The organism is Denitrobacterium detoxificans (assembly GCF_001643775.1).
Classification (GTDB): domain Bacteria; phylum Actinomycetota; class Coriobacteriia; order Coriobacteriales; family Eggerthellaceae; genus Denitrobacterium; species Denitrobacterium detoxificans.
Genome location: NZ_CP011402.1, coordinates 2,234,132 through 2,256,432, shown reverse-complemented (window position 1 = coordinate 2,256,432; position 22,301 = coordinate 2,234,132). Strand labels below are relative to the sequence as shown.

20 protein-coding genes and 1 pseudogene are annotated in these 22,301 nt (G+C 59.7%); 19 read left to right on the top strand and 2 right to left on the bottom strand.

Annotated elements, in window-relative coordinates:
* Positions 1-297: 297 nt before the first annotated feature.
* The 8 genes from AAY81_RS09190 to AAY81_RS09155 all read left to right on the top strand — a co-directional run bounded on the left by AAY81_RS09190 (position 298) and on the right by AAY81_RS09155 (position 8,873).
* On the top strand, positions 298-1,200 hold the full coding sequence (locus AAY81_RS09190; protein ID WP_066664274.1) for a MetQ/NlpA family ABC transporter substrate-binding protein: 903 nt from the start codon (positions 298-300) through the stop codon (positions 1,198-1,200).
* 69 nt (positions 1,201-1,269) lie between these two features.
* On the top strand, positions 1,270-2,055 hold the full coding sequence (locus AAY81_RS09185; protein ID WP_066664271.1) for a methionine ABC transporter ATP-binding protein: 786 nt from the start codon (positions 1,270-1,272) through the stop codon (positions 2,053-2,055).
* Positions 2,055-2,735: a methionine ABC transporter permease gene (locus AAY81_RS09180; protein ID WP_066664268.1), complete on the top strand. Its 681-nt coding sequence runs from the start codon at positions 2,055-2,057 to the stop codon at positions 2,733-2,735. Before AAY81_RS09185 ends, AAY81_RS09180 begins: the two co-directional genes overlap by 1 nt.
* 253 nt (positions 2,736-2,988) lie before the next feature.
* Positions 2,989-5,004 carry a glutamate-cysteine ligase family protein gene (locus tag AAY81_RS09175; protein WP_143117289.1) on the top strand — a complete coding sequence of 672 codons (2,016 nt, stop codon included), beginning with the start codon at positions 2,989-2,991 and terminating at the stop codon, positions 5,002-5,004.
* Positions 5,005-5,299: 295 nt separating this feature from the next.
* On the top strand, positions 5,300-6,415 hold the full coding sequence (locus AAY81_RS09170) for an ABC transporter substrate-binding protein (RefSeq protein WP_066664263.1): 1,116 nt from the start codon (positions 5,300-5,302) through the stop codon (positions 6,413-6,415).
* A 9-nt stretch (positions 6,416-6,424) separates the two neighbouring features.
* Positions 6,425-7,222 carry an ABC transporter ATP-binding protein gene (locus AAY81_RS09165; RefSeq protein WP_066664258.1) on the top strand — a complete coding sequence of 266 codons (798 nt, stop codon included), beginning with the start codon at positions 6,425-6,427 and terminating at the stop codon, positions 7,220-7,222.
* A complete protein-coding gene (locus tag AAY81_RS09160; protein ID WP_082867967.1) occupies positions 7,219-8,235 on the top strand; it encodes an ABC transporter permease in 1,017 nt (338 codons plus the stop codon). The genes AAY81_RS09165 and AAY81_RS09160 overlap by 4 nt, the downstream gene beginning before the upstream one ends.
* Positions 8,236-8,387: 152 nt before the next feature.
* Positions 8,388-8,873 (top strand): YbaN family protein, encoded by a 486-nt coding sequence (locus tag AAY81_RS09155; RefSeq protein WP_240480581.1) that lies wholly within the window; start codon positions 8,388-8,390, stop codon positions 8,871-8,873.
* Positions 8,874-8,922: 49 nt separating this feature from the next.
* Here the strand turns inward: AAY81_RS09155 and AAY81_RS09150 are convergent, their stop codons facing one another.
* Entirely contained in the window at positions 8,923-9,666 is a 744-nt protein-coding gene (locus AAY81_RS09150; RefSeq protein ID WP_066664255.1) for a MerR family transcriptional regulator, read from the bottom strand.
* A 207-nt stretch (positions 9,667-9,873) separates the two neighbouring features.
* Between AAY81_RS09150 and AAY81_RS09145 the strand changes: the two genes are divergently transcribed.
* The 8 genes and pseudogenes from AAY81_RS09145 (at position 9,874) to AAY81_RS09115 (ending at position 17,225) form a co-directional block, all read left to right on the top strand.
* Positions 9,874-10,638 carry a cytochrome c3 family protein gene (locus tag AAY81_RS09145; protein WP_066664254.1) on the top strand — a complete coding sequence of 255 codons (765 nt, stop codon included), beginning with the start codon at positions 9,874-9,876 and terminating at the stop codon, positions 10,636-10,638.
* A 23-nt stretch (positions 10,639-10,661) separates the two neighbouring features.
* On the top strand, positions 10,662-11,270 hold the full coding sequence (locus tag AAY81_RS09140; protein WP_066664253.1) for a 4Fe-4S dicluster domain-containing protein: 609 nt from the start codon (positions 10,662-10,664) through the stop codon (positions 11,268-11,270).
* A gap of 86 nt (positions 11,271-11,356) precedes the next feature.
* Complete coding sequence (locus AAY81_RS09135) at positions 11,357-13,897, top strand: molybdopterin-dependent oxidoreductase (RefSeq protein ID WP_066664250.1); 2,541 nt, start codon at positions 11,357-11,359, stop codon at positions 13,895-13,897.
* Positions 13,898-13,944: 47 nt separating this feature from the next.
* Positions 13,945-14,199 carry a chaperone NapD gene (locus tag AAY81_RS09130; RefSeq protein ID WP_066664241.1) on the top strand — a complete coding sequence of 85 codons (255 nt, stop codon included), beginning with the start codon at positions 13,945-13,947 and terminating at the stop codon, positions 14,197-14,199.
* A 44-nt stretch (positions 14,200-14,243) separates the two neighbouring features.
* Entirely contained in the window at positions 14,244-15,116 is an 873-nt protein-coding gene (locus AAY81_RS09125) for a 4Fe-4S binding protein (RefSeq protein WP_240480580.1), read from the top strand.
* Positions 15,113-15,316: pseudogene (locus AAY81_RS10850) on the top strand (chaperone NapD); the annotation flags it as partial. The gene AAY81_RS09125 and the pseudogene AAY81_RS10850, both read left to right, overlap by 4 nt.
* A 56-nt stretch (positions 15,317-15,372) precedes the next feature.
* Entirely contained in the window at positions 15,373-16,587 is a 1,215-nt protein-coding gene (locus AAY81_RS09120; RefSeq protein ID WP_066664235.1) for a GAF domain-containing sensor histidine kinase, read from the top strand.
* Positions 16,584-17,225, top strand: a complete 642-nt coding sequence (locus tag AAY81_RS09115) for a response regulator (RefSeq protein ID WP_082867966.1) — start codon at positions 16,584-16,586, stop codon at positions 17,223-17,225. The genes AAY81_RS09120 and AAY81_RS09115 overlap by 4 nt, the downstream gene beginning before the upstream one ends.
* A gap of 23 nt (positions 17,226-17,248) precedes the next feature.
* On the opposite strand, the gene AAY81_RS09110 is transcribed toward AAY81_RS09115, so the two are convergent.
* Positions 17,249-18,802, bottom strand: a complete 1,554-nt coding sequence (locus AAY81_RS09110; protein WP_066664233.1) for a hypothetical protein — start codon at positions 18,800-18,802, stop codon at positions 17,249-17,251.
* A 210-nt stretch (positions 18,803-19,012) separates the two neighbouring features.
* Between AAY81_RS09110 and sufC the strand changes: the two genes are divergently transcribed.
* From sufC to AAY81_RS09095, 3 genes are read left to right on the top strand one after another with little or no spacing between them, the layout of a single operon-like run.
* Positions 19,013-19,777, top strand: a complete 765-nt coding sequence (gene sufC, locus AAY81_RS09105; protein WP_066664230.1) for a Fe-S cluster assembly ATPase SufC — start codon at positions 19,013-19,015, stop codon at positions 19,775-19,777.
* Positions 19,777-21,201: a Fe-S cluster assembly protein SufB gene (gene sufB / locus AAY81_RS09100; RefSeq protein WP_066664227.1), complete on the top strand. Its 1,425-nt coding sequence runs from the start codon at positions 19,777-19,779 to the stop codon at positions 21,199-21,201. Before sufC ends, sufB begins: the two co-directional genes overlap by 1 nt.
* On the top strand, positions 21,201-22,301 hold the full coding sequence (locus tag AAY81_RS09095) for a SufB/SufD family protein (RefSeq protein ID WP_066664225.1): 1,101 nt from the start codon (positions 21,201-21,203) through the stop codon (positions 22,299-22,301). The genes sufB and AAY81_RS09095 overlap by 1 nt, the downstream gene beginning before the upstream one ends.

The window sequence follows — 22,301 nt, the reverse complement described above, 5'->3', positions numbered from 1 at the left end:
GTAAATTATCGATAACGGGCCATGGGTTTTCACGATGCCGCGTTTTAGGGGTCCGTTGAAGGTCTTACGCGGCTGCGTCATGGCTATAAGTCCTGGTAGATTGCTAGGAATAAGCATGTTTGGAAAAACCGATAGCTAACTGCCTAAAACGAGTGGAATCAAATCTCTTGATAGTCGTATTCCTCGCAGCGTAATATGCCGCATCAACACAAAACGCCGCGCTGTTCATGACGGCGTACGGGAGGATGGTCCGCGGGGTTAACTCTACGGGCAAGCGAAAAACGAAGGAGATATACCATGGCACAGGAAAAGAAATTTAAACGTCTGGGGGCTGCTATTGCGGTGCTCTCCTTTGCGGCGGTAGCGGCATTTGGCCTTGCGAGCTGCGCTGGTTCCAGCCAGGCGAGCACGACGGACGCACAGAGCGAAGCGGGCGATTGCTGCGGATCGGGCTCTGAAGCGGGATCGACCACCATTACGGTTGCTGCAAGCCCCACGCCTCACGCCGAGATTCTCAATGACGTGGTTGCGCCCCTGCTGGCCAAGGAAGGCATCGAGCTGAAGGTTATCGAGTTTAACGATTACGTACAGCCCAACACGGCTACCGAAAACAAGGAAGTCGATGCGAACTTCTTCCAGCATCAGCCGTACCTCGATTCTTTCAACGAGGAAAATGGCACGCATCTCGCGAGCGTGGTTGCCGTTCACTACGAGCCCTTCGGCCTGTATGCTGGTAAAACCGCATCGCTTGCCGACCTGCCTGATGGCGCAACGGTTGCCATTCCCAACGACACTACCAACGAGGCCCGCGCCTTGCTGCTCCTCGAGCAGGAGGGCTTGATCGAAGTCAGCGATTCCGCTGGCATCACCGCAACGCCGAACGACATCGTATCTAACCCCAAGAACCTCCAGTTCGTTGAGCTCGAAGCGGCTCAAATCCCGCGATCCCTCCAGGATGTCAACATTGCGGCTATCAATGCAAACTACGCAGTTGAAGCGGGCCTTACTCCCTCCAAGGATGCTCTTGCTCTGGAAGATGCGAGCGGCGACGCTGCCAAGACCTACGCCAACGTTCTGGTGACCAAGGAATGCTGCACGAATAGCGAATCCATCCAGAAGCTGGCTGCGGCCCTCACTTCCCAGGAAGTAAAGGATTACATCGAAACGCACTATCAGGGCGCGGTCGAGGCAATCTTCTAAGCAAGTCGGCAAGCCTAGTCGAGCGGGGTGCCTTCGGGTGTCCCGCTCTTGCTTTGAAAGGCGGAAACGATGATCGAATTGCGTGGCGTGTCGAAGACGTACGAGGCGCGCGGAGAATCGCATACGGCGCTGAGCGGTATCAACCTAACGATAGAAGAGGGCGATATCTTCGGCATTATCGGCGAGTCCGGGGCGGGGAAGTCGACGCTCGTGCGCTGCATAAACTTGCTGGAGCGCCCCACGAGCGGAAGCGTCGTGGTGAATGGCAAGGACGTGACCTCGTTTCGGGGGTCCGACTTGCAGGCGCTTCGTTCGCAGGTGGGGATGATCTTTCAGAATTTCGGTTTGTTCCAGCAGCGTACGGCTCTGCATAACATCACGTTTCCCCTGGAATTACGCGGGGTCTCGAAGAGTGACGCCCTTGCGCGCGCGAATGAGCTGCTGAGCGTGGTGGGCCTTTCCGATAAGGGGCATCGTTATCCGAGCGAGCTTTCCGGTGGACAGCAGCAGCGCGTGGCCATCGCGCGTGCGTTGGCAAACGAGCCGCGCGTGATTTTGTGCGACGAGGCCACGAGCGCTCTCGACTCGCGAACCACCGTGCAGATTTTGGACCTGCTGCGCGATATCAATGGCCGACTGGGAGTGACCATCGTGCTCATTACGCATTCGCTGCAGGTGGCCCAGCATATTTGCAACAAGGTAGCTGTTCTCGATAGCGGTCGCGTCGTGGAGCAGGGCGAAACGGCGCAGGTATTCGAGCATCCCCAGAGTGAGGTAACGCGCGAGTTGCTGTCCCATGGAACGAGTATGCGGCGTGCTCAGGCGGCAGACGGCCAGAGTGGGGAGGTGGCCTAATGGATTGGCTGACCAGCTTCTTTTCGCAATATGGCGCGCTACTTGCGCAGGGCACGTGGGACACGATTGTCATGACGGTCGCGTCATGCGCGTTTGCCTACCTCATCGGCCTGCCCATGGGCGTGGCGTTCTGCGTAACCGCGCAGAATGGCCTGCGTCCCCATCGCAGCGTGAATGCGGTCCTTGGTTGCATCATCAATATCGGCCGTTCGATTCCTTTCATTATCTTGCTGGTGGCCATCATTCCCTTCACGCGCTTCGTGGTGGGTACGTCCCTGGGTGTCCCGGGCGCAATCGTCCCGCTTACGCTTTCGGCGGCCCCCTTCGTGGCTCGCATCGTGGAGCAAAGCCTGGCCGAAGTCGACGCGAGCCTTATCGAGGCTGCTCAGGCGTTCGGGGCGAGTACGTTCCAGATTATCGTGAAGGTATTGCTGCGGGAATCGCTGCCTTCGTTGGTGCGCGGCGTGTCCATTACGCTGGTGAACCTGTTTGGCTATTCTGCAATTGCCGGCACGGTTGGTGCTGGTGGTTTGGGCGATATCGCCATTCGCTATGGCTATCAGCGATGGCAGGCGGACGTTATGGTCGTCGCAGTCGTGCTGTGCGTCGTGCTCGTGCAGATTGCGCAGTCGGCGGGCGATCATCTGGCCAAGCGCATCGATCACCGGAAGCGTGCCTAGGCGGTTTGGATGGAAAGGCATGTGGTTCCTGCGTGTGATGGGTATCGAACAGGTTTCAAGTCGTCGCGCATGCATGTCGACCATCTATGCTGCTCTGGGCACAATAAGCAGCGAATCGCCTGGATCGAGAAGTGGAATGTGCTATGAATGGCTATGGCACATGCGTTGACGGGCTATCGTTGACGTCTATAATGGGCGAAATACTAATTCCTAGTGCGAGGGTGGAATTTAATCCGCGTTTGAGGTGGAACCGTTGGAGAGCAAGATAGATTTTCATAAGGTGAATCGCGACAAGCTCGTCGCATTCTTCAAGTCGGGCGAGAAGTTCAGCCAGAGCATGGGCTTCGAGCTCGAGCATATAGTCGTGCGTCGCGACGGTTCGCCCGTGGCGTATTCCGAGCCAGGCGGCATTCGCGACGTTTTGCTGCGACTGGCCCCAAGCTACGAGAACGCCTCGTATGAGGGCGAAAACATCGTTGGCATGCAACGCAAGGGAATCGCTATCAGCACCGAACCGGCGGGGCAGATCGAAATCTCGGCTGGCCCGTTTTCGAGCGTCTGCGAAATCGATAGGGCCTATTTGAACTTCCGGAAGGAACTCGATCCCATTCTGGACGAATTTGGCCTGGTGACCCCCATGCTGGGGTACCATCCCACGGCGCGGGCGCGCGATTTGGAACTTATTCCGAAGTTCCGCTACGACTGCATGACCGATTTCCTGGGCAAGCAGGCTCCCGAAGGCATTTGCATGATGCGTGGCTCGGCGTCGCTGCAGATTTCCATCGACTTCGAAACCGAGACCGATGCGATGCGCAAGCTGCGCATCGCGCAGATCCTTGGGCCTATTCTGGCGTTCATCTGCGACAACTCTCCCGTGTTCGAAGGCGAGGAAGCCAAGGAGAACATGGTGCGCACCCATATATGGGACAGCATGAAGCACGACCGGGTTGGCGTAATTCCCGGTTCGCTGAAGCGCGGGTATTCCTACGCCGACTATGCCGACTATATCCTCTCGCGCGAGGCGATTCTTGTCCCGGGCGAAAACGAGGGTGAGCCCTGGCGCTATGTGGGCAACGCCACGTTCGACGAGCTGTATGCGCATCGCGAAATGACCCAGGCCGAGCTGGAGCATGCGCTGTCGATGGTGTGGCCCGATGTGCGCCTGAAGAACTTCCTGGAAATTCGACCCGCCGACGCCATGCCCATCGAGTATTCGCTGGCTTACGCGGTGCTCGTACGTGCGCTGTTCTACAGCAGGCGTACGCTTGACGTGCTGGAAACCCTGCTCGATTGGGTGGACGAAGGTCACGTGGAAGCGGCAAAGAAGAGCCTCATGAAGCATGGCTATGGCGCCGAGGTGTACGGTCGCCCGGTGGAGTTTTGGGCCGACTTGCTGTTGGTGCTGGCATCGGGTTCCCTGCGTCCTGGTGAGGCGGAGTACCTGGAGCCCATTGCCTCGATGGTGAAGCATCGTTTCACGTTGGCCGAAGTGTGGCCGCGCCTGATGGAAAAGCGCAATGGCATGCCTGCGGGGTCCCCGAATGCTCCCGTCATCGGCATCGTGCCGCGTTACGATTTCGAGTGGACGGGCCTGGCGGTATCCGATGGCTATCTGGGAGGCCTTCTGGAAGTGGGCGCCATTCCCATCGTGCTTCCCGCGACGTCCGATCCTGCTCATATCGAGCGGTTGGTTGCCTCGTGCGATGGATTCCTTATTCCGGGAGGCCAGGATATCGATCCTGCGCGGTACGGTTCGTTGCGCGAAGTGCATACACATCGTTCGGCTACGGCGCGTGATGCCATGGAGGACGTGCTCGTTCGCGCGGTCGTCGAGGCAGATAAGCCGTTGCTGGGCATTTGCCGCGGCATGCAGTCTCTCAATGTTGCACTTGGCGGCACGTTGCAGCAGGACATTCGTGATGCCTGCGATCAATCGGAATCGGTGCATATGCAGAATCGCCCGTACACGCTTCCGGCTCATATGGTCGAAATCGTGAAGGATTCCCGCCTGGCCGAATACGTGGGGGCTACGCGCCTGGGCGTGAACACCATTCACCACCAGAGCGTTGCCAAGCCGGGCAAGGGGCTGGTCGTAAACGCCATTTCCCCCGAGGACGGCATCGTCGAGGGCATCGAAATGCCGGGCAAGCGCTTCGTCGTGGGTGTGCAGTGGCATCCCGAGCACATGTGGCGTGAGCGCCCGCACTCCAAGCGTCTCTTCAAGGCCTTCGTAGACGCAGCCGCCGAAGTCCGTGCAGAACGCGGTTAAGGGGTCTTCACTCATCGAAAATGAAGAAATCTTGCGCGGAGCGGCGTGAAATAGCCGGCTAGCGTGATTATCGATAACGCTCTGACCTGGGGTTTCCCGAGCTTGGGTCAGAGCTTTTTCTATGCCCTAGAGCGCATTGCATGCGTGCCATCTGGGCAAATGCCGACTTTGACAGCTTATATCGCTTTCGGCGATAACGCGCCATCGCTGCAATGCGTCGCAAAATACCTGTTCGGAGCCTTCCGATGATGCTGTAATAGCGCCCAGCAACAGACACATCTCAAGGGAGGCTACTATGGCACAGGAAGTAACGGCGTATAGCCGACGCTCGTTTCTCAAGGGTTCGCTTATTGGCGCAGGCGCGCTCGCCGCATTTGGCGTGGTGGGGTGCTCCTCTGGCTCGCAGGAATCTACGTCGGGTAAGGAAATCAAGTACGACATCACGGTTGGCCACCTCAATTCGACGGCCCATCTGCTGGCATTCGTCGCCAAGGAGGAGGGCTTCTTCGCAGAAGAAGGCATCAACGCCACGCTTACGCAGTTCTCCAGCCAGAGCGAGCTGGTCAGCGGCCTGGAATCGAACAAGCTGCAATTCGTTTTCCTGGGTAGCGTTCCCACGCTGGTGAATCAGTCTTCGGGTCATGACATCTCGATCTTCGGTGGCGCAATGTCCAATGGCCACGGCTACGTGATCAAGAGCAAGTACACGGAAGGCCTTTCTAGCTGGGACGTGACCATCCTGAAGGGGAAGAACGTCGCCGTTCCCCGCACCACCGTGCAGGAGCTCGAGTTGTATCAGCTGCTTGCGTCCAAGGGCCTTACGTATGGCGAGGGCGATGGCTACGATGTGCACATCGTGCTCTTCGATAGCCAGAAGGATGCCTACAACGCATTCTCCAACGATACGATCGACGCGGTTTCGTGCTATTCGCCCTACACGTCGGTTGCCGTGGCGGCGGGTCATTCCATCGTGTTCAAGTGCTCCGATGAAGAGCTGTTCAAGAATCAGCCGTGCTGCCGCCAGGTAGCGCTCACGAGCGCGCTGAAGGAAAACCACGACCTGTACGTCGCTTCCGAACGTGCCCTCATCAAGGCGTATGCGTTCTACAAAAACGAAGCTAACAAGCAGAAGACGATCGCGGACGTAAAGACGTACATCGACATTCCCGAGGACGAAATCGAGTACGAGGTGTTCACGCCCGACTACTGCGATTCGAACCCCGACCCCGACTACCAGGCCACGCTGGAGCTGAAGAACAGCGCTGCTGACTTTGGCTACCTGCAGGACTTCGACCTTGAAGAGCTCTATAACCTGGACATTTACGATCAGGCGCTGGGCGAACTCGAGAAGGAAGATCCGAACAACACGTACTACAAGTCCCTGCGTGAGCATTTCGATAAGTATCAATAGGAGGATCTGATGTCCAAGCGCATCGACGTTTCAGACCTGACGGTCACGTACTCCGGTCGCGGAGAGGCCTTCACGGCGCTCGACAGGGTAAGTTTTTCCGTCGAGCCAGGCGAATTCGTGAGCGTGATCGGCGCGAGCGGTTGCGGCAAATCGACGTTGCTTTCCGTGCTCGAGGGGCTTTTGAAGCCCACGTCTGGCAGCGTTTCTGTGGGCGGCCAGGTCGTAACAGGGCCCGGTCCCGAACGTAGCGTCGTATTCCAGCAGTATTCCCTCTTCCCCTGGATGACGGCACGCGGCAACGTGGAATTCGCCCTCGAGCAGGCGCGTCCCGAGCTGAAGCGCGCGGAGCGCGGTGCTATCGCGGAGGAATTCCTGGGCAAGGTGGCGCTTGGTGAGTTTGGTCATCGCTTCCCCAAGGAACTTTCCGGCGGCCAGCAGCAGCGCGTGGCTATCGCTCGCGCGCTGGCCGTGGGCGGCGAGGTGCTGCTGATGGACGAGCCCTTCGGCGCGCTCGATGCGCGCAATCGCGCCATCCTGCAGGACCTGCTGCTCGAGCTGTGGGAGGGCGAAGCTGGCGAAGCGCGCAAGACGGTCATCTTCGTTACGCACGACCTGGAAGAGGCCATTCTTCTTTCCGACCGCATCATCATGATGGAGCCGGGTCGCGTGCGCGCGGAATTCGAAGTGCCGCTGCCGCGCCCCAGGCATCGCCTGGAGCTTTTGGGCGACCCTGCCTACGTGACGTTTCGCAGCGAGCTGTCGCAGATCTTCTTTCAGCATGAGTACCAGGAGGTGCATTCGGCATGAGCGCAGAAATCCAGGGAACGGCTGTAGCGGGCTCCCTGCCCGTGGCCAAGCAGCGCAAGGTTAAGGCAGCGAAGGCGAACGCTGAGGTCGATGGCCTTGCGTGGCGCGAGCGCTTGGTAACGCCCGCGACCATCGCATTCGCCCTGTTCGCGGTTGTGCTTGCGCTTCCGACGAAGGCATCTGCCGATCCAAATGTACTCTACGCCTTCGTCGTGGGCGCGTTTGCGTGGGCCGTGAGCGTTGTGGGCTGCCTGGCTGCCCGCAAGCGCTCCACGCGCAATACGTTTGCCGACGTGCCTGCCGTGGTTCTTGCGGTCATTGCCGCATGGCAGCTTGCCGCCTCCACGCTTGCCGTTCTGCCCGAGAAGATGTTCCCGGCTCCCGGCATCGTGTTCGCCCAGATTGTAGCTGACGCTGCGAAGATCGGACAGGGCATTGCCAGTTCGCTGGGCATCGTGGCCGAGGGCTTTCTGCTCGGCACTGCAGTGGCGCTGGTGTTGGGTCTTGCGTTGGGGTATCGTGCGCGTTCCTCCCAGGCAACGGAAAAGGTCGTATCGTTCCTCTCGGCCATTCCGCCCATCGTGTACATTCCCTACGGCATCGCTTTGCTGCCCACGTTCCGCGCAGCAAGCGTGCTGGTCATCTTCCTGGCAACGTTGTGGCCCGTGCTCACGGGCACGCTGGCTGGCGTGGCTGGTGTCGACAAGCGCATTCTGGATTCCGCGCGCGTGCTGAACGTGAGCGCTCCGAAGACGCTTTTCCGCGTCATCCTCCCCGCGGCGCTCCCGCTCATCTTCAATGGCCTGAACATCGCGCTGTGCCTGTCGTTCATCCTGCTTACTTCGGCCGAGATGATTGGCGGCAGCGTGGGTATGGGCTACTACGTGAAGTACTACAGCGACTTCGGCGACTACACGCGCATCCTTGCCGGCATCATCGTTATCGGCGTCGTCATTACCATCATTAGCGTGCTTCTGGGCAAGCTGCAGAAGTACCTGACGCGCTGGAAATAACAAGAAATCAGCTTTGCAAACTCGGCTTGTGAGGAGGGTTCCTGGTGAACCCTCCTCCTTGTATTGCGTGTGGGGGAGTGCTTCGTTTATAGTTAGGCGCATCTAATTAGGTAGACCATACAGCGCCTCGCGGCGTATCGATAGGACAAGACATGGAACCCGTTGCAACGCCCCTGCTTCATGAGACCGCTCCCGCTATGGAGGGTGCAGATCCTCTATCTTCGGCGGCCGTGAATTCCGTGTCGCCTGCGCCGGCTAAGCGTGTTCGCTTCCGTGCGTTGTGGCTTGCGCTGGGGTGTCTGTGCCTGGTCCTGGGGACTATTGGCATCGTGCTGCCCATTCTGCCTACTACGCCGCTCTACTTGGCCACGCTCTTCTGCTTCGCCAAGGGCTCCCAGCGTCTGCATAGCTGGTTCCTGGGTACGAAGCTCTACAAGAAGCACCTGGAGTCGTACGTGAAGAAGGAGGGCATGCTCATGAAGACGAAGCTCTCCATTATTGGCTCTGTTACGTTGATCATGGGAATCGCCTTTGTGCTCATGGCGAACGTGCTGGTGGGCCGCATTGTCCTTGCAGTCGTGTGGGTGGGCCACCTGGTGTACTTCTTCGGCTTCGTGAAAACGCTGCCCGCGAAATAGCCGCTATCGAAGAGCGCCCGTGCGATTTGCTCGCGCGGGCGTTCCGTTTCTACTTGCTTGCGCAGTAGGCTGCCACGGCCTTCGCGGCGAACGCCCCCGCTCCGGGGCCGGCGGCCGCGTCGATGTTCTGCGTGAACTCGCCACCTGCTCCATATGAAGCTCCCAGCTGGGCGAACACTTCGTCGGAACAGTGATAGTAGTTCTTCGTGATGAACTGCTGAATGGTTGCCGCCTGCGCCTTCGCTTCGCTTGATGCCGGGTCGGCTCCTTCGGCGGCCATGCGGCCGAAGGGTATGAACAGGTTCATGAGTTTCTGCGCCATGGCTCCTTCATCCTGCGCGGTGCGCTGCGCGCTCTTCTTCTTATACTCTGCCCACTGTGGCGTAGCGCCCCACGATGCCTTTGCCCGCGCGGCGTAGTCGTCAATCTTGCTCGTATCGAATGCGTCGAAGCTCATGCTCGTCGCTCCTTTCCGTAGGGTTTCCTTCGCCAGCTCGATGAGGCCGTCGATGCGCTCGCGCTTGAGCTTGAGCAGTTGGATTTGCTGTTTGAGCGCTTCTGCGCGATTGAAGGCGGGACTGTCGATGATGCCGCGGATTTCATCGAGCGGAAACTCCAGCTCGCGGAACAGCAGAATCTGCTGCAGTCGCGCGAGGTCGGCTTCGCTGTATAGACGGTACCCCGCATCGGTGCGCGTTGCGGGCGTAAGCAAGCCAATCTTGTCGTAGTGATGCAGCGTGCGCACGCTAATGCCGGCGAGCTTGCTTACTTCATGCACGGTGAGCGCTTCCATGGGGGTCCTCCTCTTTCTGGCGTGCCTTCACTCTAAACTATGACGTAACGTCAGGGTCAAGGGGCAATTTGTCATTTGTCGAAACGTTCTCCCTGGTGGCTTTCTCTTGCTTTCCCCCGTAGCAGAAATGGGGAAAACCCCTATATCGATTTCCTTCCGATGCTGTCATCTTTCGAAGGTAGACGAGTATTGGGAGGTGTGGCGTACATGGACAACGTCGAAAACGAAGTACGCGAGGCCGAAGAGGCCAAGAATCAAGAGGGGAAGGCGGATGCGCAAGCTGAGCCCCACGGCAAACGCCGTAGCTTGCGACTGAATCGCAAGACCGTAATCCTTTGCGTCATCGTTGGCCTTATCGCCGCCGTGGGCGTGGGCGCCTACAAGTGGCACGAGACACCGGAATTCTGCGCGACCGTCTGCCACACCCCCATGGACGAGGCGTATTTGAATACGCTTTATGCGAATCCGTACGAGGCTGCTGTCGACAAGTGGGGTAATGAGGTCTCGAAGGCCGATGCCATGCTGGCAAGCAAGCATGGCGCCATGGGCAAGACGTGCATGGATTGCCATGTGCCGGCCATAGAGGAGCAAATTACCGAGGGCCTCGAGTGGATTCAGGGCGACTATTACAACCCGCTATCTGAACGCGACCTTGCGCGTTTGGTGGCATATCGCGGGGTGGGTGAAACGGAATTCTGCCTGAACGAGAACTGCCACAACATCACCAAGTCGGACCTTACGAACGAGACCGCTGACCAGGCGCGTAACCCGCATTCTTGGCATCATTCCGAGTACGACTGCAGCGATTGTCATAAGGGCCATCGTGCGTCGATCATGGTGTGCACGCAATGCCATGAGGATAGCGAGGTGCCTCAGGGCTGGCTTACCTGGGAAGAGGGCCAGAACCTCGAGCACCAGTATATGTCGTGGAACGATGAGCAATTCCTTGCGGGAACGTCTTCGGGCGAATAGCCGCTGGGCGAAGAGGACGTCGCATGAGTAGGGCCAAGCTCGTAGCGGGCATTGCGGCTGGCATCGTTGCGCTCGAGGGTGCGTTTTCCCTGGCAGCCACCCACGACAAGTCGTCGTATCTACTTCGGCCGCCTGGCGTGCAATCCGAAGGGGATTTCAGGTCGCGTTGCATTGCATGCGGCAAGTGCATCGAGGCGTGCCCCTATCGGGCACTGGATGTTGCGGGTCCCATGCAGGGGGCCCTTTCGGGAACGCCCTGCATCGACGCACGCGAGCAGGCTTGCCGCTTGTGCTCGGATTACCCTTGCGTGGCCGTGTGCCCCACGGGCGCAATTCGCGATGTCGCCGACAAGCATGACCCGCGCATGGGATACGCGAAGATCGACGAGAACGTGTGCATCGCCTATCAGGGGTATCGCTGCGAAGTGTGCTATCGCGTGTGCCCGCTCATCGACGAGGCGATAACAATCGACTTCCAGCAGCTGGAAAACGACGGCATTCACACCAAGTTCGTTCCGCAAATCAACCGAGATATCTGCACGGGCTGCGGGCTCTGCGTACAGCGCTGCGCGGTAAGCGAGCCCCATGTGCCCATACGCATAGTCACATTGGCAGAGCAAGAAGCCGTGTGAGCGGGGAAGAACGCTCAACGGTAATGGATTGGCGCCTCGAAGGGCGGTCGTGCCAAAGGCGCCACGGGAAGAGGGAGAAGAGAAGCATGGACATTTCGAGACGCGCGTTCATCAAGTCAACCGCGGTCGCCATGGCAATGGCGGCTGCCGCTGGTGCGAGCGTGACGGGCTGCGCCCCGAAGAAGAATGACCCGCTGAACGGGGACGCCGTGAAGACCACGCTCGCCGTCTGCCGTTTTTGCGGCTGTGGCTGCGGCGTAATCGTGGAAAGCATGCGCGGCAAGGTCGTTAGCGTGTATGGCGACCCCGAAAACGATTCGAATCGTGGCCTGAACTGCGTAAAGGGCTACTACCTGAGCAAGGTTCTCTACGGCGAAGGCCGCCTGACGACGCCGCTCATTCGCGACGACAATTCCACGAAGGGAACCGAGGACGGCTTCCGCGAGGCCACGTGGGAAGAGGCCCTCGACCTGGTTGCGAGCAAGCTGCGTGAGACGTGGAAGGCCGATAAGAGTCGTCTCGCCTTTTGGGGCTCCGGGCAGCAGCCCATTTTGGAAGGATATGCAACGGCCAAGTTCTGGAAGGCGGGTCTGCGCTCAAACAACATCGACCCGAATGCCCGCCTGTGCATGGCGAGCGCCGTCGTGGGCTTCATGAACGTGTTTCAGACCGATGAGCCCGCTGGCTGCTATGCGGACATCGACCATGCCGACGTCTTCATTACCTGGGGCGCCAATATGGCAGAAGCCCATCCGATGCTGTACTCGCGCTTGATGGCTCGAAAGATCGCCGACCCGCAGGTGAAGCACTACGACGTGACCACGTTGGGTACGCGAACGGCTGCCTCGGCCGATCGCGTCATCATGTTCGGCAATAACGGCGACTTGGCCATCACGAACTGCATAGCCCATTACCTCATCGAGAATGATACGTACGATCACGACTTCGTTGCCGACCATTTGCAGTTCAAGCAGGGCACCGAGAACATCGGCAACGCCAATTACGACGGGTACGACAAGAGCGATATCGGACAGGCTGTCGATACGGTCGAGTCGATTTCCTTCGAGGAGTACGCAGCGCGCCTTGCGCCGTACACCTGGGAATATGCGAGCGAAATTTCGGGCGCGTCGGTCGAGGACCTGCAGGCGCTCTACGAGCTGTTTGCCAATCCCGAGCTGAAGGTCACGTCCTTCTGGACGATGGGCGTCAACCAGCATAATCGTGGTACCTGGATGAACCACAATCTGCACAACCTGCACCTGCTTTCGGGCAAGTACTGCAAGCCGGGTAATGGAGGCTTCTCGCTTACCGGCCAGCCGAGCGCATGCGGTACGGCGCGCGAAGTGGGTACGTTCTCGCACCGCCTGCCCGCCGACCTTGTGGTCGCGAACCCCGCGCATCGTCGTTACAGCGAAGCGGTGTGGAACCTTCCCGAGGGCTACTTGGAGGACATCGCAAAGCCGGGCTATCACACGACCAAGATGTTCCGCGAGCTGTCCAATGGAAATATCGATTTCCTCTGGTCCGCTCATAACAACTGGGCGCAATCCATGACGAACCTGACGCGTTTCCTTGGTCGCGGCGCGGAAGACAAGCGCGGCATCTTCGACGCGTTCATTGTCGTAAGCGAAGTGTTCCCCACCATGTCCACGAAGTACGCCAATGTGGTGCTTCCTGCGGCCATGTGGATCGAACGCGAGGGTGCGTTCGGCAATGGCGAACGCAGGACGGCTGTATTCGAGCAGGCTGTTACCCCTCCGGGCGACGCGCGTTGGGATATGTGGATGCTCATGGAAATCGCCAAGCGCGTGCTGGCTGGTGAGGAAATCGGCGGCGAGGATGCATTCGACGTCCTCTTTGGCGAATGGTACGACAAGGATGCGTGCGATTTCCGCCAGGAGACGCAGCGCGAGGTCTGCAAGAGCATGTGGGAGGAATACCGCACGTTCTCGAACCCGAAGCTGAACCCGCGTGCCGAGGCCATCAACCGCGATTCGAAGCTGAAGATGGAGGCGAAGCAGCTCGCCCCCTATGAGGAGTACATCTACAACCACGGTATGACCTGGCCCGTTCGCGAAGTGAATGGGGAATGGCTGCCGACGAAATGGCGCTTCTCGTACGGCTTGCAGGAAGAGGGCTACGACCAGTACGGCGTCGAGATGTACGGCGACGAGGGGCTTGCCAACGACGTGAGCTTCTACAAGTCGACCGATCATCGTCCCTCGGTGGTGTTCCGACCCTGGGAGCCTCCCGCGGAGGTGCCGGATAGCGAGTACCCCTTCGTGTTCTGCACGGGGCGCTTACTCGAACATTGGCATACCGGCACGATGACGCGTCGCGTCCCAGCGCTGCATAACGCGCTTCCCGAGGCCCTGCTCGACATGAACGAAGCGGACATGGCCGAGCTGGGCATCAAGGATGGTGACCGCGTTCGTCTCGTTAGCCGTTGGGGCGAAGTCGAGATTACGGCTTCGAGCGCTGGTCGCACCAAGCCGCCCGCCCGTTATCTGTTTGCGCCCTTCTTCGCAGAAGAAACGCTCATCAACTTGGTCCAGCAGGAAGCATATTGCCCCCTGTCGAAGGAGCCCGACTTCAAGAAGACCTGCGTGCGCGTGGAGAAGCTGTAGCCAGCGCGACGATGCTCTTTTGCGTCGACGGGAAGGAAGTGAGTGAAATGGTGATATCGAGCCTGGTCGTAGAGACCGCTCCCGATTGCACGGAGGCGGTATCGGCCGAACTGGATGTCATGGACGGCGTGGAAATCCATGGCGTTGAGGGGCATAAGGTCGTGATAACGATCGAGGCCGAAACGGTCGACGACTCGCACGCCATTGCGAATTCCATTGGGAATATGACCGGCGTGCTGTTCGTGAACCTGGTCTACCTGAACTTTGAAGGCGACAAGACGATCTATCCGGATGGCGTATGAGCGGCACGTCGAAACGATTCAAGATTGCGATAGCGCGTCGCGTTGTGCAAGTCGTCGCCTTGCTCATATTTGCCGCGCCGGTCATCGTGGCAGGGTGGGGCGTGTTCGGAGGCATCGCAGGCAATGCCGCAGCTGGCGGGGATGGCATGGTGGCCACCCCCGCGGCCCTGCCGTTTTTCGGCACGTTGTCGTCAAGTAGCATCTTCGGCGTTGCCGTGCTCGATCCGTTTGCGATGCTCGAGGTGATTGCAGCTTCCAAGACGTTTTCGCCGAGTTGGCTGCTTGCGGCCCTTCCCGTGCTCATCGTATATGGGCTCATCCGGGGCCGGGCGTTTTGCGGTTGGGTTTGCCCCGTGAACCTTTTGTGCGAGGGGCTCGACTGGCTGCGCGCCCGGTTGCATATTTTCGTCCGCGAGCGCGTGGTGCCGCGTCACGCAAAGCTCTACATTGCCCTGGGCATCCTGTTCCTTTCGGCTGTGCTTGGGTTTCCGCTGTTCGAGGCCTTATCTCCCATTGGCTTCGTGGCTAAGGGGATTGTCCTTGGCAGCATGGCGGGCGGGCTGACCCTTCTGGCAATCGTCCTGCTCGAATTGTTTTGCGGTCATCGCGTGTGGTGTCGGGCGCTGTGTCCGCTGGGCGGTTTCTACGAGGCTCTGGGGCGAGTGGGCCTGGTCAACGTAACGATCGACCATGGCGCGTGCATTGGGTGCGATCGATGCAAGCAGGCATGTTTGTGCGATCCCCAGATACTCGACGACGCCGTATCAGGCGTTGACGGCATGGTGCGTGCGGGGGATTGCATGGCGTGCGGAAAGTGCGTTGACGCTTGCCCTACGCATGCGCTGGCAATTGGCATGACGATCCCACGCCCTCAAGCGTCTTCTGGAACTGCGCAAGGTGGGGATGATAGGGCATGATCGAGTCCTGTCTCGTTGTCCAGGCGACAACCGCGAAGTTGGGGGCTGCGGCGCTTGCCCTGGCGGCCCTCGAGGGCGTGAGGCTTCATAATGACGAGGGCCTAAGGCTCGTGGCCACCGCCGAAGCGCCGACCGAGGCGAACATGAAGGCGCTCATTGGCACCATTCGTGCGTTGCCGGAGGTGACGCGCGTTCGCGTCATTCATCAACGCATGAGCCGTTCTATAATTGTTGCGAGCGTTGAAGGGGGTTCCAGATGGGCTACCAGGCGGGCTTTCAGCAAGCTGCAGATGGCTTGCGTAACGATTCCGGGTTTGATTTCGTGGCGGTGGGTCTCGCCGAAAAGCCTGGTGCGCCCTTGCGTTGGCTCTATTCGTCGGGTGCCACGGGCGAGCGTTATAAGCGCATCGTGCTTTCGCCGGGGCATGGTATCGGCGGAATCGTGCTGAAATCCGGCAAGCCGATGATGTTCACCGACATCGATCGCCAGCTCGATCCGCGCGAATATTCGAGTTATCCCATCGTATTCGCGGAGGACCTGCGTAGCTTCTGCGCCCTGCCTCTTGGCCTGAAGGGCGAAGTTGCGGGAGTGCTTCTCTGCGCTTTCCGCTCGAGCAATCCGTCTCACGAAGCGGTGTTCGAACGGCTTACCGCCGCGGTTGCCGATGGCCTCTGCGGTTATGACGTCACAATTGCAGACTTCCTCCGTTTCTCCGATGCCCCGCTCGGAAAGACTCTGACTGATGGCCGGGGCATTGGGGCTGATTATCCGCTGCTCGATGAGCGCGAGCGGGCGCGTCTTGTGGGCGCGGCGCAGGAAGAGGAGCGCCGACGCATGTCGCGCATGCTGCACGACGAGCTGTCGCAGGAGATGCTGTCGGTTTCGATGCTCTTGAAGCAGGCCCGGTTGCTGCATGACGACGATGAGACCACGAACCTGCTCGACAAAGCCGAAACGACGCTTGCGCGTATCGTGAAGGACGTTCACAACCTCTCGGTGCAGCTGCGGCCTCTCGCCCTTGACGACCTGGGCCTTATTGCGGCGCTGAGATCGCATGCGGGGCTCTGCCGCAGCATGTATGGCGTTGACGTTGCCATTTCCGATGCCACGAATGGCGCACGCTACGATAGCGCAATCGAAACGCACGCGTATCGCATTGCGCAGGAGGCCATGACCAATGCATGCAAGTATTCGGGCGTTGACGCGATAAGCGTTGCGCTTGTCGATGCTGATGGCGTGCTTACCCTGTCGGTATTCGACCAGGGCTCTGGATTCGATACCGCGCGCCCGGAAATACACGGAACGGGGTGCGGCATCCCTGGCATGAGGGAGCGCGCATCGCTCATTGGCGGCGAGCTCGAAATTCGTTCGGCGTCGGATGGCACCGTGGTCACGCTTCGCGTCCCAACGGGTGAGCAGGTGGACGGCCCCGTGGAGCAAGAGGCGAGCGTACTGGGGAGGCCGTCATGATTCGCGTAGTCATTGCGGACGACCACGAAGTGGTGCGTTCGGGCTTTGCGTTCATCATCAACGCTCAGCCCGACATGGAAGTCGTGGGGGACGCGGCCGATGGCGAGCAGGCCTATCAAATCGTTTCGCGCGAGCGCCCCGATGTGCTGCTCCTGGACATTTCGATGCCGCCAGGCGAAAGCGGCCTCGTTGCCTGCGAGCGCTTCGCGCGTGATTTCCCTGATATGGCCGTCTTGGTCCTCACCATGTTTTCGGAAGCCGATTACGTCTTCTTCGCGTTGCGCAGTGGTGCCCTTGGATACGTGCTCAAGAGCGCGTCAACCGATATGCTTATCGACGCTATCCATGCCGTCGCAAAGGGCGAGGTATACGTTCAGGAGGGATTAGACGAGGCCCTGGCCGGCAAACTCGTCGCAGCTGATGAGGTCGAGGTGAATCCCTACCATGCGCTTTCGAGCCGGGAAATCGAAGTGATGTCGCTCTTGGCTCAGGGCTATACCAACAAGGAGATATCGGAGCGCATCTTCGTCTCGGTGAAGACGGTCGAAAGCCATAGGCGCAACATCTACGCGAAGCTGGGCATCAGCACGCGAGCCGAGCTATTCCACATTGCCGCCAAGCATCATTTGCTGGTATAGCGGATCGCTTGGGCGCTTGGTCCTTATAGCGGATTTCCGAACAGGGCGTAGACGCTTGCTGCGAAATCGGGATTCGTGCTGATGAACGTCCAGTAATGGCCTTCGGAGAATCCCGTGAGCACACCTAGCAGCGCCGATACGCCCACCAGGATGCCGCATACGGCGCAGAAGGCGCGGCGCTTGCGGGGCGCTTCGTCGAATTGCTGGCGCATCGAGAACATCGCGAGCAGTGCGATGAGCGTGATGTACCAACCGAAGTCGCTGAAGTAGCGCTCGGTGATGCCCGCAACGCGCGTGTCCACGAACAGCACCACCAAGGCCAGCGCGGCGGAGCAGATGACGATGGGCGCAAAGCCCGATGCCTTCAGCTTCTTCCAGCAGAAGGGCAGCGCAATCACTACGAGCATGATGGGCTTGATGAAGAAATAGCCTGCATAGAAGGGCTCGTTCGGTGCCCATTCGCACCATTCGGGCAGCGTGGTTATCTCGGCAAGGAACGGGAAGGCCGCCGTGGGGTCGGGCAGGGCGAAGAGGTATTCTGCCATGAGGTAGAGCGTTACCTTCTTGCTCTGCACGTAGGTGGTCATGTCGAAGCCGGTCAGGTTGTAATTGCTGCCGAAATCGGTAAGCGAACCGAAGCGCACGTAGTTGTAGGCCAGCAGCGGCGCGAATACCAGCACGTAGGGCAGGATGGCCGCAATGGTCTGGCGCAGGCCAGCACGCGAAAACAGCGTTCGTTCGCGGAAGATTTCCTTGCGGAACAGCACGAGTGCCAGCAGCGACACCAGAATGAATTGCGGGCGGCAGCCTAGGTTCAGGGCCATGAAGAACGATCCTGCTGCGATGCAGGCCGTGCTCAGCGTGCCGTCGCTGCGACGGGCCTTCAGCCAGAAAGCCATGCCCAGCGCAGTTGCTGCCAGCGAAAACAGGATGGGCATGGAATAGAACCACGGCACGATCAGGTGGTACGTGATGTTCGACCCCACGAAGTACGTGCCCAGCGCCAGCGTGAGCATACCGATGCCGGGTAGTCCGCCCAAGAAGCGGCGTCCCAGCTGCCATACCATGAATGCGCCAGCCAGCAGCGCAACGATGCTCGCCAGAAGAACGGCTGCGGGCGTGCTCAGCCAGGTGCCCGTTACGAGCTGGAAGGGCGCGTAGAGGGCTACGGCGGGGATAACGCCGAAGTAGCTGTAGTAATTGCCCTGGTAAAACGCGTGGTCCCAGAAGATGGGATGGTTGGCGTCGCCTATTTCGTAGCGCGGCGTGAACGCGTAGGGATTGTCGAGCTGCGCAAGCTGTTCGTCCACGGGCAGGTCGAGCGTGACGCGTCCGTGCAGCAGTGCGTCGCCCAGGCGTGCGTACTGGTCGTCATCTACGTAATGGTGGTTCCATTCGGTATAGCTGACGCCTGTGGTTTCGTCGCAGGGTTGCAGCGGGAGGTGCCCGCCCATGGCGAACGTGGCCAAAATGGCGAAGACGAAGCAGAGCGTGATGGCCGCGTATTGGGCCAGCAGGCGGCGTGCGGGCGAGGGGGTGCCCATGGCGTTGTCGTCACTCGAAAAAGATGTGGGCATGTGTTCCCCCGGGAATGCGATGTATAGGTTTCAACGTAGCTGCACAACTATACCACATGCGTTCTACCTGGGCTTTTACTAGAAAGTATTCTCCTAGCGCCAAACTGGGAAATATATTCCTAGCAATTGGGTGGTATTTAGGGTATAACTACCGAGAGAAGGAATGCGGGATTTCCCGCTGAAGGAACGCGCAAGCGCGAGGAGAACGATATGACGCAGTCACTGCTAAGCATTTCCGGCTTGCATGCCGGCACCGAAGACAAGACCATCCTGCATGACATCAACCTTTCGTTGAACGCAGGCGAAACCCATGTGCTCATGGGGCCGAATGGCGCGGGCAAGTCTACGCTGGGCCATGTGATCATGGGCAATCCCGCGTACCAGGTAACGGAAGGTTCCATCGTGTTCGATGGGCAGGACATTACCAACGAACCTGCCGATAAGCGCTCGCTCGCGGGCATTTTCCTGAGCTTCCAGGCTCCCGTCGAAGTGCCGGGCGTGCCGCTGCATTCGTTCTTGCGCGCTATTACGCGTAAGCGCCCCGAACTGAAGATGACCGCACGTCAGTTCCGTGATCGCATTGACGAGATCGCCGAGCAGCTCGACATGGACAGCTCGTTCCTCACGCGCGAGCTGAATGTGGGCTTTTCCGGCGGCGAGAAGAAGAAGCTCGAAATGCTGCAGCTTCTGCTTCTGAAGCCGAAGCTGGCCATTCTCGACGAGACCGATTCGGGTCTGGACGTGGATGCCCTGGCCGTTGTGAGCCGCGGCATCGAAGCGTATCGCGAAACGTGTAATGGCGCCCTGCTCGTGGTGACGCATAACGCGCGCATTCTCGAGCGCCTTACGGTCGACCACACGCACGTAATGGCGCGCGGCCGTCTGGTTGCGGAAGGTGGCGCCGAACTCATTGGAAAGATCGACCGCGACGGCTTCGAGCAGTTCGCTCGTGTTGAAGAGGCGGTGTGTGCCTAATGACCGAACTGGTGAAGGAGCGCACCTACGTCGCCGACGTAGATCGCTCGATGTACGACTTCGTCTTCTCGGAAGAGGGGTACGAACGCTACGAGGACGGGCTGACGCCTGAAATCGTGCGCGCCATTAGCGCGAAGAAGGACGAGCCCGACTGGATGCTCAAGATGCGCCTCGATGCGCTCCAGACGTATCACGCCAAGGAAATGGCTTCCAACTGGGGCCCCAGCATTGCCGGCCTCGACCTGGATCACATTTCCACGTACGTGAACCCGCGTGCGAAGCAGTCGAAGAGCTGGGATGACGTACCCGAGGAGATCAAGGATACGTTCGAGCGCCTGGGTATCCCCGAAGCCGAGCGCAAGAGCCTGGCGGGCGTGGGCGCTCAGTACGATTCCGAAATCGTGTATCACAACATGCGCGAGGACGTGGCGAAGCAGGGCGTCGTGTACACCACCGTGGAAGACGCGCTGCATGACCCCGAGCTCGAGCCCATCGTGCGCGAGCACTTCGGCAAGCTCATTCCCCCGGGCGACCACAAGTTCGCGGCTCTGCATTACGCCGTGTGGTCGGGTGGGTCGTTCGTGTACGTTCCCAAGGGCGTAACCGTCCCCTATCCGCTGCAGAGCTACTTCCGTCTGAACGCGGAAGGCGCTGGTCAGTTCGAACACACCCTGATCGTGGTCGACGAAGGCGCCGACCTGCACTTCATCGAAGGCTGCTCGGCTCCGAAGTACTACGAGGCCAATCTGCATGCCGGTGCGGTGGAGCTGTTCGTAAAGGACGGCGCACACTTGCGCTATTCCACCATCGAGAACTGGTCGAAGAACATGTACAACCTGAACACGAAGCGCGCCACGGTGGGCAAGGACGCCACCATGGAATGGGTTTCGGGTTCGTTTGGCAGCCACGTAAGCTATCTGTATCCCACCACCATCCTGCAGGGCGAGCGCTCGAACTGCGAGTTCACGGGCATTACCTTTGCGGGCGCCACGCAGGATCTGGACACGGGCTGCAAGGTGGTGCTGAATGGCACCGACACCACGGCAAGCGTCGATACGAAGTCCATCTCCAAGGATGGCGGCGTGAACACGTTCCGCAGCTCGGTCATCGTGGGGCGTCGTGCGAGCAATGCCCGCGCGACGGTAAGCTGCCAGTCGCTCATGCTCGACGACATCTCCCGTTCCGACACCATTCCCGCCATGGACGTGCGCAATGCCACGGCCAGCGTGGGGCACGAGGCCACCATTGGCCGCATTTCCGACGAGACGGTGCTCTATCTCATGAGCCGCGGCATCCCCGAGGGCGAAGCCCGCGCCATGGCGGTCAGCGGATTCGCCAATCCCGTTTCCAAGGAGCTTCCGCTGGAATACGCCGTGGAAATGAACAATCTTGTCAAACTCGAAATGGAAGGGGCGATTGGGTAATGAGCGAGCAGACGCAAGAGCCAACCATTACGCTCGACCGCGTAAACACCCCTCCCGCGCAGACGTGGAACTACCTGCGCGCCAACGACATTTCCCTTACCGTGCCGAACCGCCCGCGTCAGGGAACGACGCGCGCGGACCTGCCGCGCTTGTTCGGTAGCGTGGAATGCGGCATGGGCCAAGCGGTTACCCAGTGGGTCGAATCTCAGGCTGGCGACGCCCTGTACTGGGAAGTGCGTTCGGGCGAAGATACCGAACCCATCGTCATCGACGTCGATGCGGTGAAGGGCGACATCGTCGACGCGGGCGTCATCGTGCGCGCGGGCGCCCAGGCGAACATACTCATTCATCATCATGGCAGCACGCCCATCGGCGGTACGAGCGCCGTGCTGCTGCGCGTGATTGCCGAGCGTGGCTCTCAGGTGCGCCTGCGCGAAATCGTGGTGGGCGATGGCGTGGGCCAGCGCATCGAATCGGTGGGCATTACGTGCGGAAACGGAGCCCAGGTGGATGCCCGCCAGTTCTTCCTGGCGGCGGGAACCACGGCTGCTGGCTTTGCCGCTGCGCTCGACGGCGATGCGTCGCGCATCGACCTTACGGCCCGCTACCTGGGCGTGAACCACGATACGCTCGATATCAACCATGTGGTGCGTCAGCGCGGCCAGCGTACGAAGAGCAACGTGCTGGAATCCGGCGTGCTGGACGACGCGGCGCGCAAGTCGCTGCGCGCGACCATCGACCTTATCCATGGCGCTCATGGCGCCGAAGGCTCCGAATTGGAAAGCGTTCTGGTGCTCGGCGACGATGTGGTGAACAAGACCATGCCCGTCATCCTGTGCGACGAAGACAACGTCGCGGGTAATCACGGTGCCTCCATTGGTTCGGTTGGCCCCGACCAAATTCGCTATCTGCGCAATCGTGGCCTTTCCGAGCGTGAAGCCGAGGACCTGTACGTGCGGGCCCTGTTCGACGATGCGCTCATTGCGGCAGAAATGAACGACGTGCGCTCCCGCGTAGTCGCTCGTGCGAAGACCGTCCTGGGCGAGGGCATCGTGGAAGACCTCATCGACTTCGATGACGCGCAAGCGAAGGAGGCATAG

Bases quoted from the DNA above. Each gene is read 5' to 3' on its own strand.
- AAY81_RS09110 (WP_066664233.1), bottom strand. From the start codon at position 18,802: ATGCCCACATCTTTTTCGAGTGACGACAACGCCATGGGCACCCCCTCG.
- AAY81_RS09170 (WP_066664263.1), top strand. From the start codon at position 5,300: ATGGCACAGGAAGTAACGGCGTATAGCCGACGCTCGTTTCTCAAGGGT.
- AAY81_RS09095 (WP_066664225.1), top strand. From the start codon at position 21,201: ATGAGCGAGCAGACGCAAGAGCCAACCATTACGCTCGACCGCGTAAAC.
- sufB (WP_066664227.1), top strand. From the start codon at position 19,777: ATGACCGAACTGGTGAAGGAGCGCACCTACGTCGCCGACGTAGATCGC.
- AAY81_RS09135 (WP_066664250.1), top strand. From the start codon at position 11,357: ATGGACATTTCGAGACGCGCGTTCATCAAGTCAACCGCGGTCGCCATG.
- AAY81_RS09180 (WP_066664268.1), top strand. From the start codon at position 2,055: ATGGATTGGCTGACCAGCTTCTTTTCGCAATATGGCGCGCTACTTGCG.
- AAY81_RS09130 (WP_066664241.1), top strand. From the start codon at position 13,945: ATGGTGATATCGAGCCTGGTCGTAGAGACCGCTCCCGATTGCACGGAG.
- AAY81_RS09115 (WP_082867966.1), top strand. From the start codon at position 16,584: ATGATTCGCGTAGTCATTGCGGACGACCACGAAGTGGTGCGTTCGGGC.
- AAY81_RS09120 (WP_066664235.1), top strand. From the start codon at position 15,373: ATGGGCTACCAGGCGGGCTTTCAGCAAGCTGCAGATGGCTTGCGTAAC.
- AAY81_RS09165 (WP_066664258.1), top strand. From the start codon at position 6,425: ATGTCCAAGCGCATCGACGTTTCAGACCTGACGGTCACGTACTCCGGT.
- sufC (WP_066664230.1), top strand. From the start codon at position 19,013: ATGACGCAGTCACTGCTAAGCATTTCCGGCTTGCATGCCGGCACCGAA.
- AAY81_RS09150 (WP_066664255.1), bottom strand. From the start codon at position 9,666: ATGGAAGCGCTCACCGTGCATGAAGTAAGCAAGCTCGCCGGCATTAGC.
- AAY81_RS09190 (WP_066664274.1), top strand. From the start codon at position 298: ATGGCACAGGAAAAGAAATTTAAACGTCTGGGGGCTGCTATTGCGGTG.
- AAY81_RS09140 (WP_066664253.1), top strand. From the start codon at position 10,662: ATGAGTAGGGCCAAGCTCGTAGCGGGCATTGCGGCTGGCATCGTTGCG.
- AAY81_RS09155 (WP_240480581.1), top strand. From the start codon at position 8,388: ATGGAACCCGTTGCAACGCCCCTGCTTCATGAGACCGCTCCCGCTATG.
- AAY81_RS09185 (WP_066664271.1), top strand. From the start codon at position 1,270: ATGATCGAATTGCGTGGCGTGTCGAAGACGTACGAGGCGCGCGGAGAA.
- AAY81_RS09145 (WP_066664254.1), top strand. From the start codon at position 9,874: ATGGACAACGTCGAAAACGAAGTACGCGAGGCCGAAGAGGCCAAGAAT.
- AAY81_RS09160 (WP_082867967.1), top strand. From the start codon at position 7,219: ATGAGCGCAGAAATCCAGGGAACGGCTGTAGCGGGCTCCCTGCCCGTG.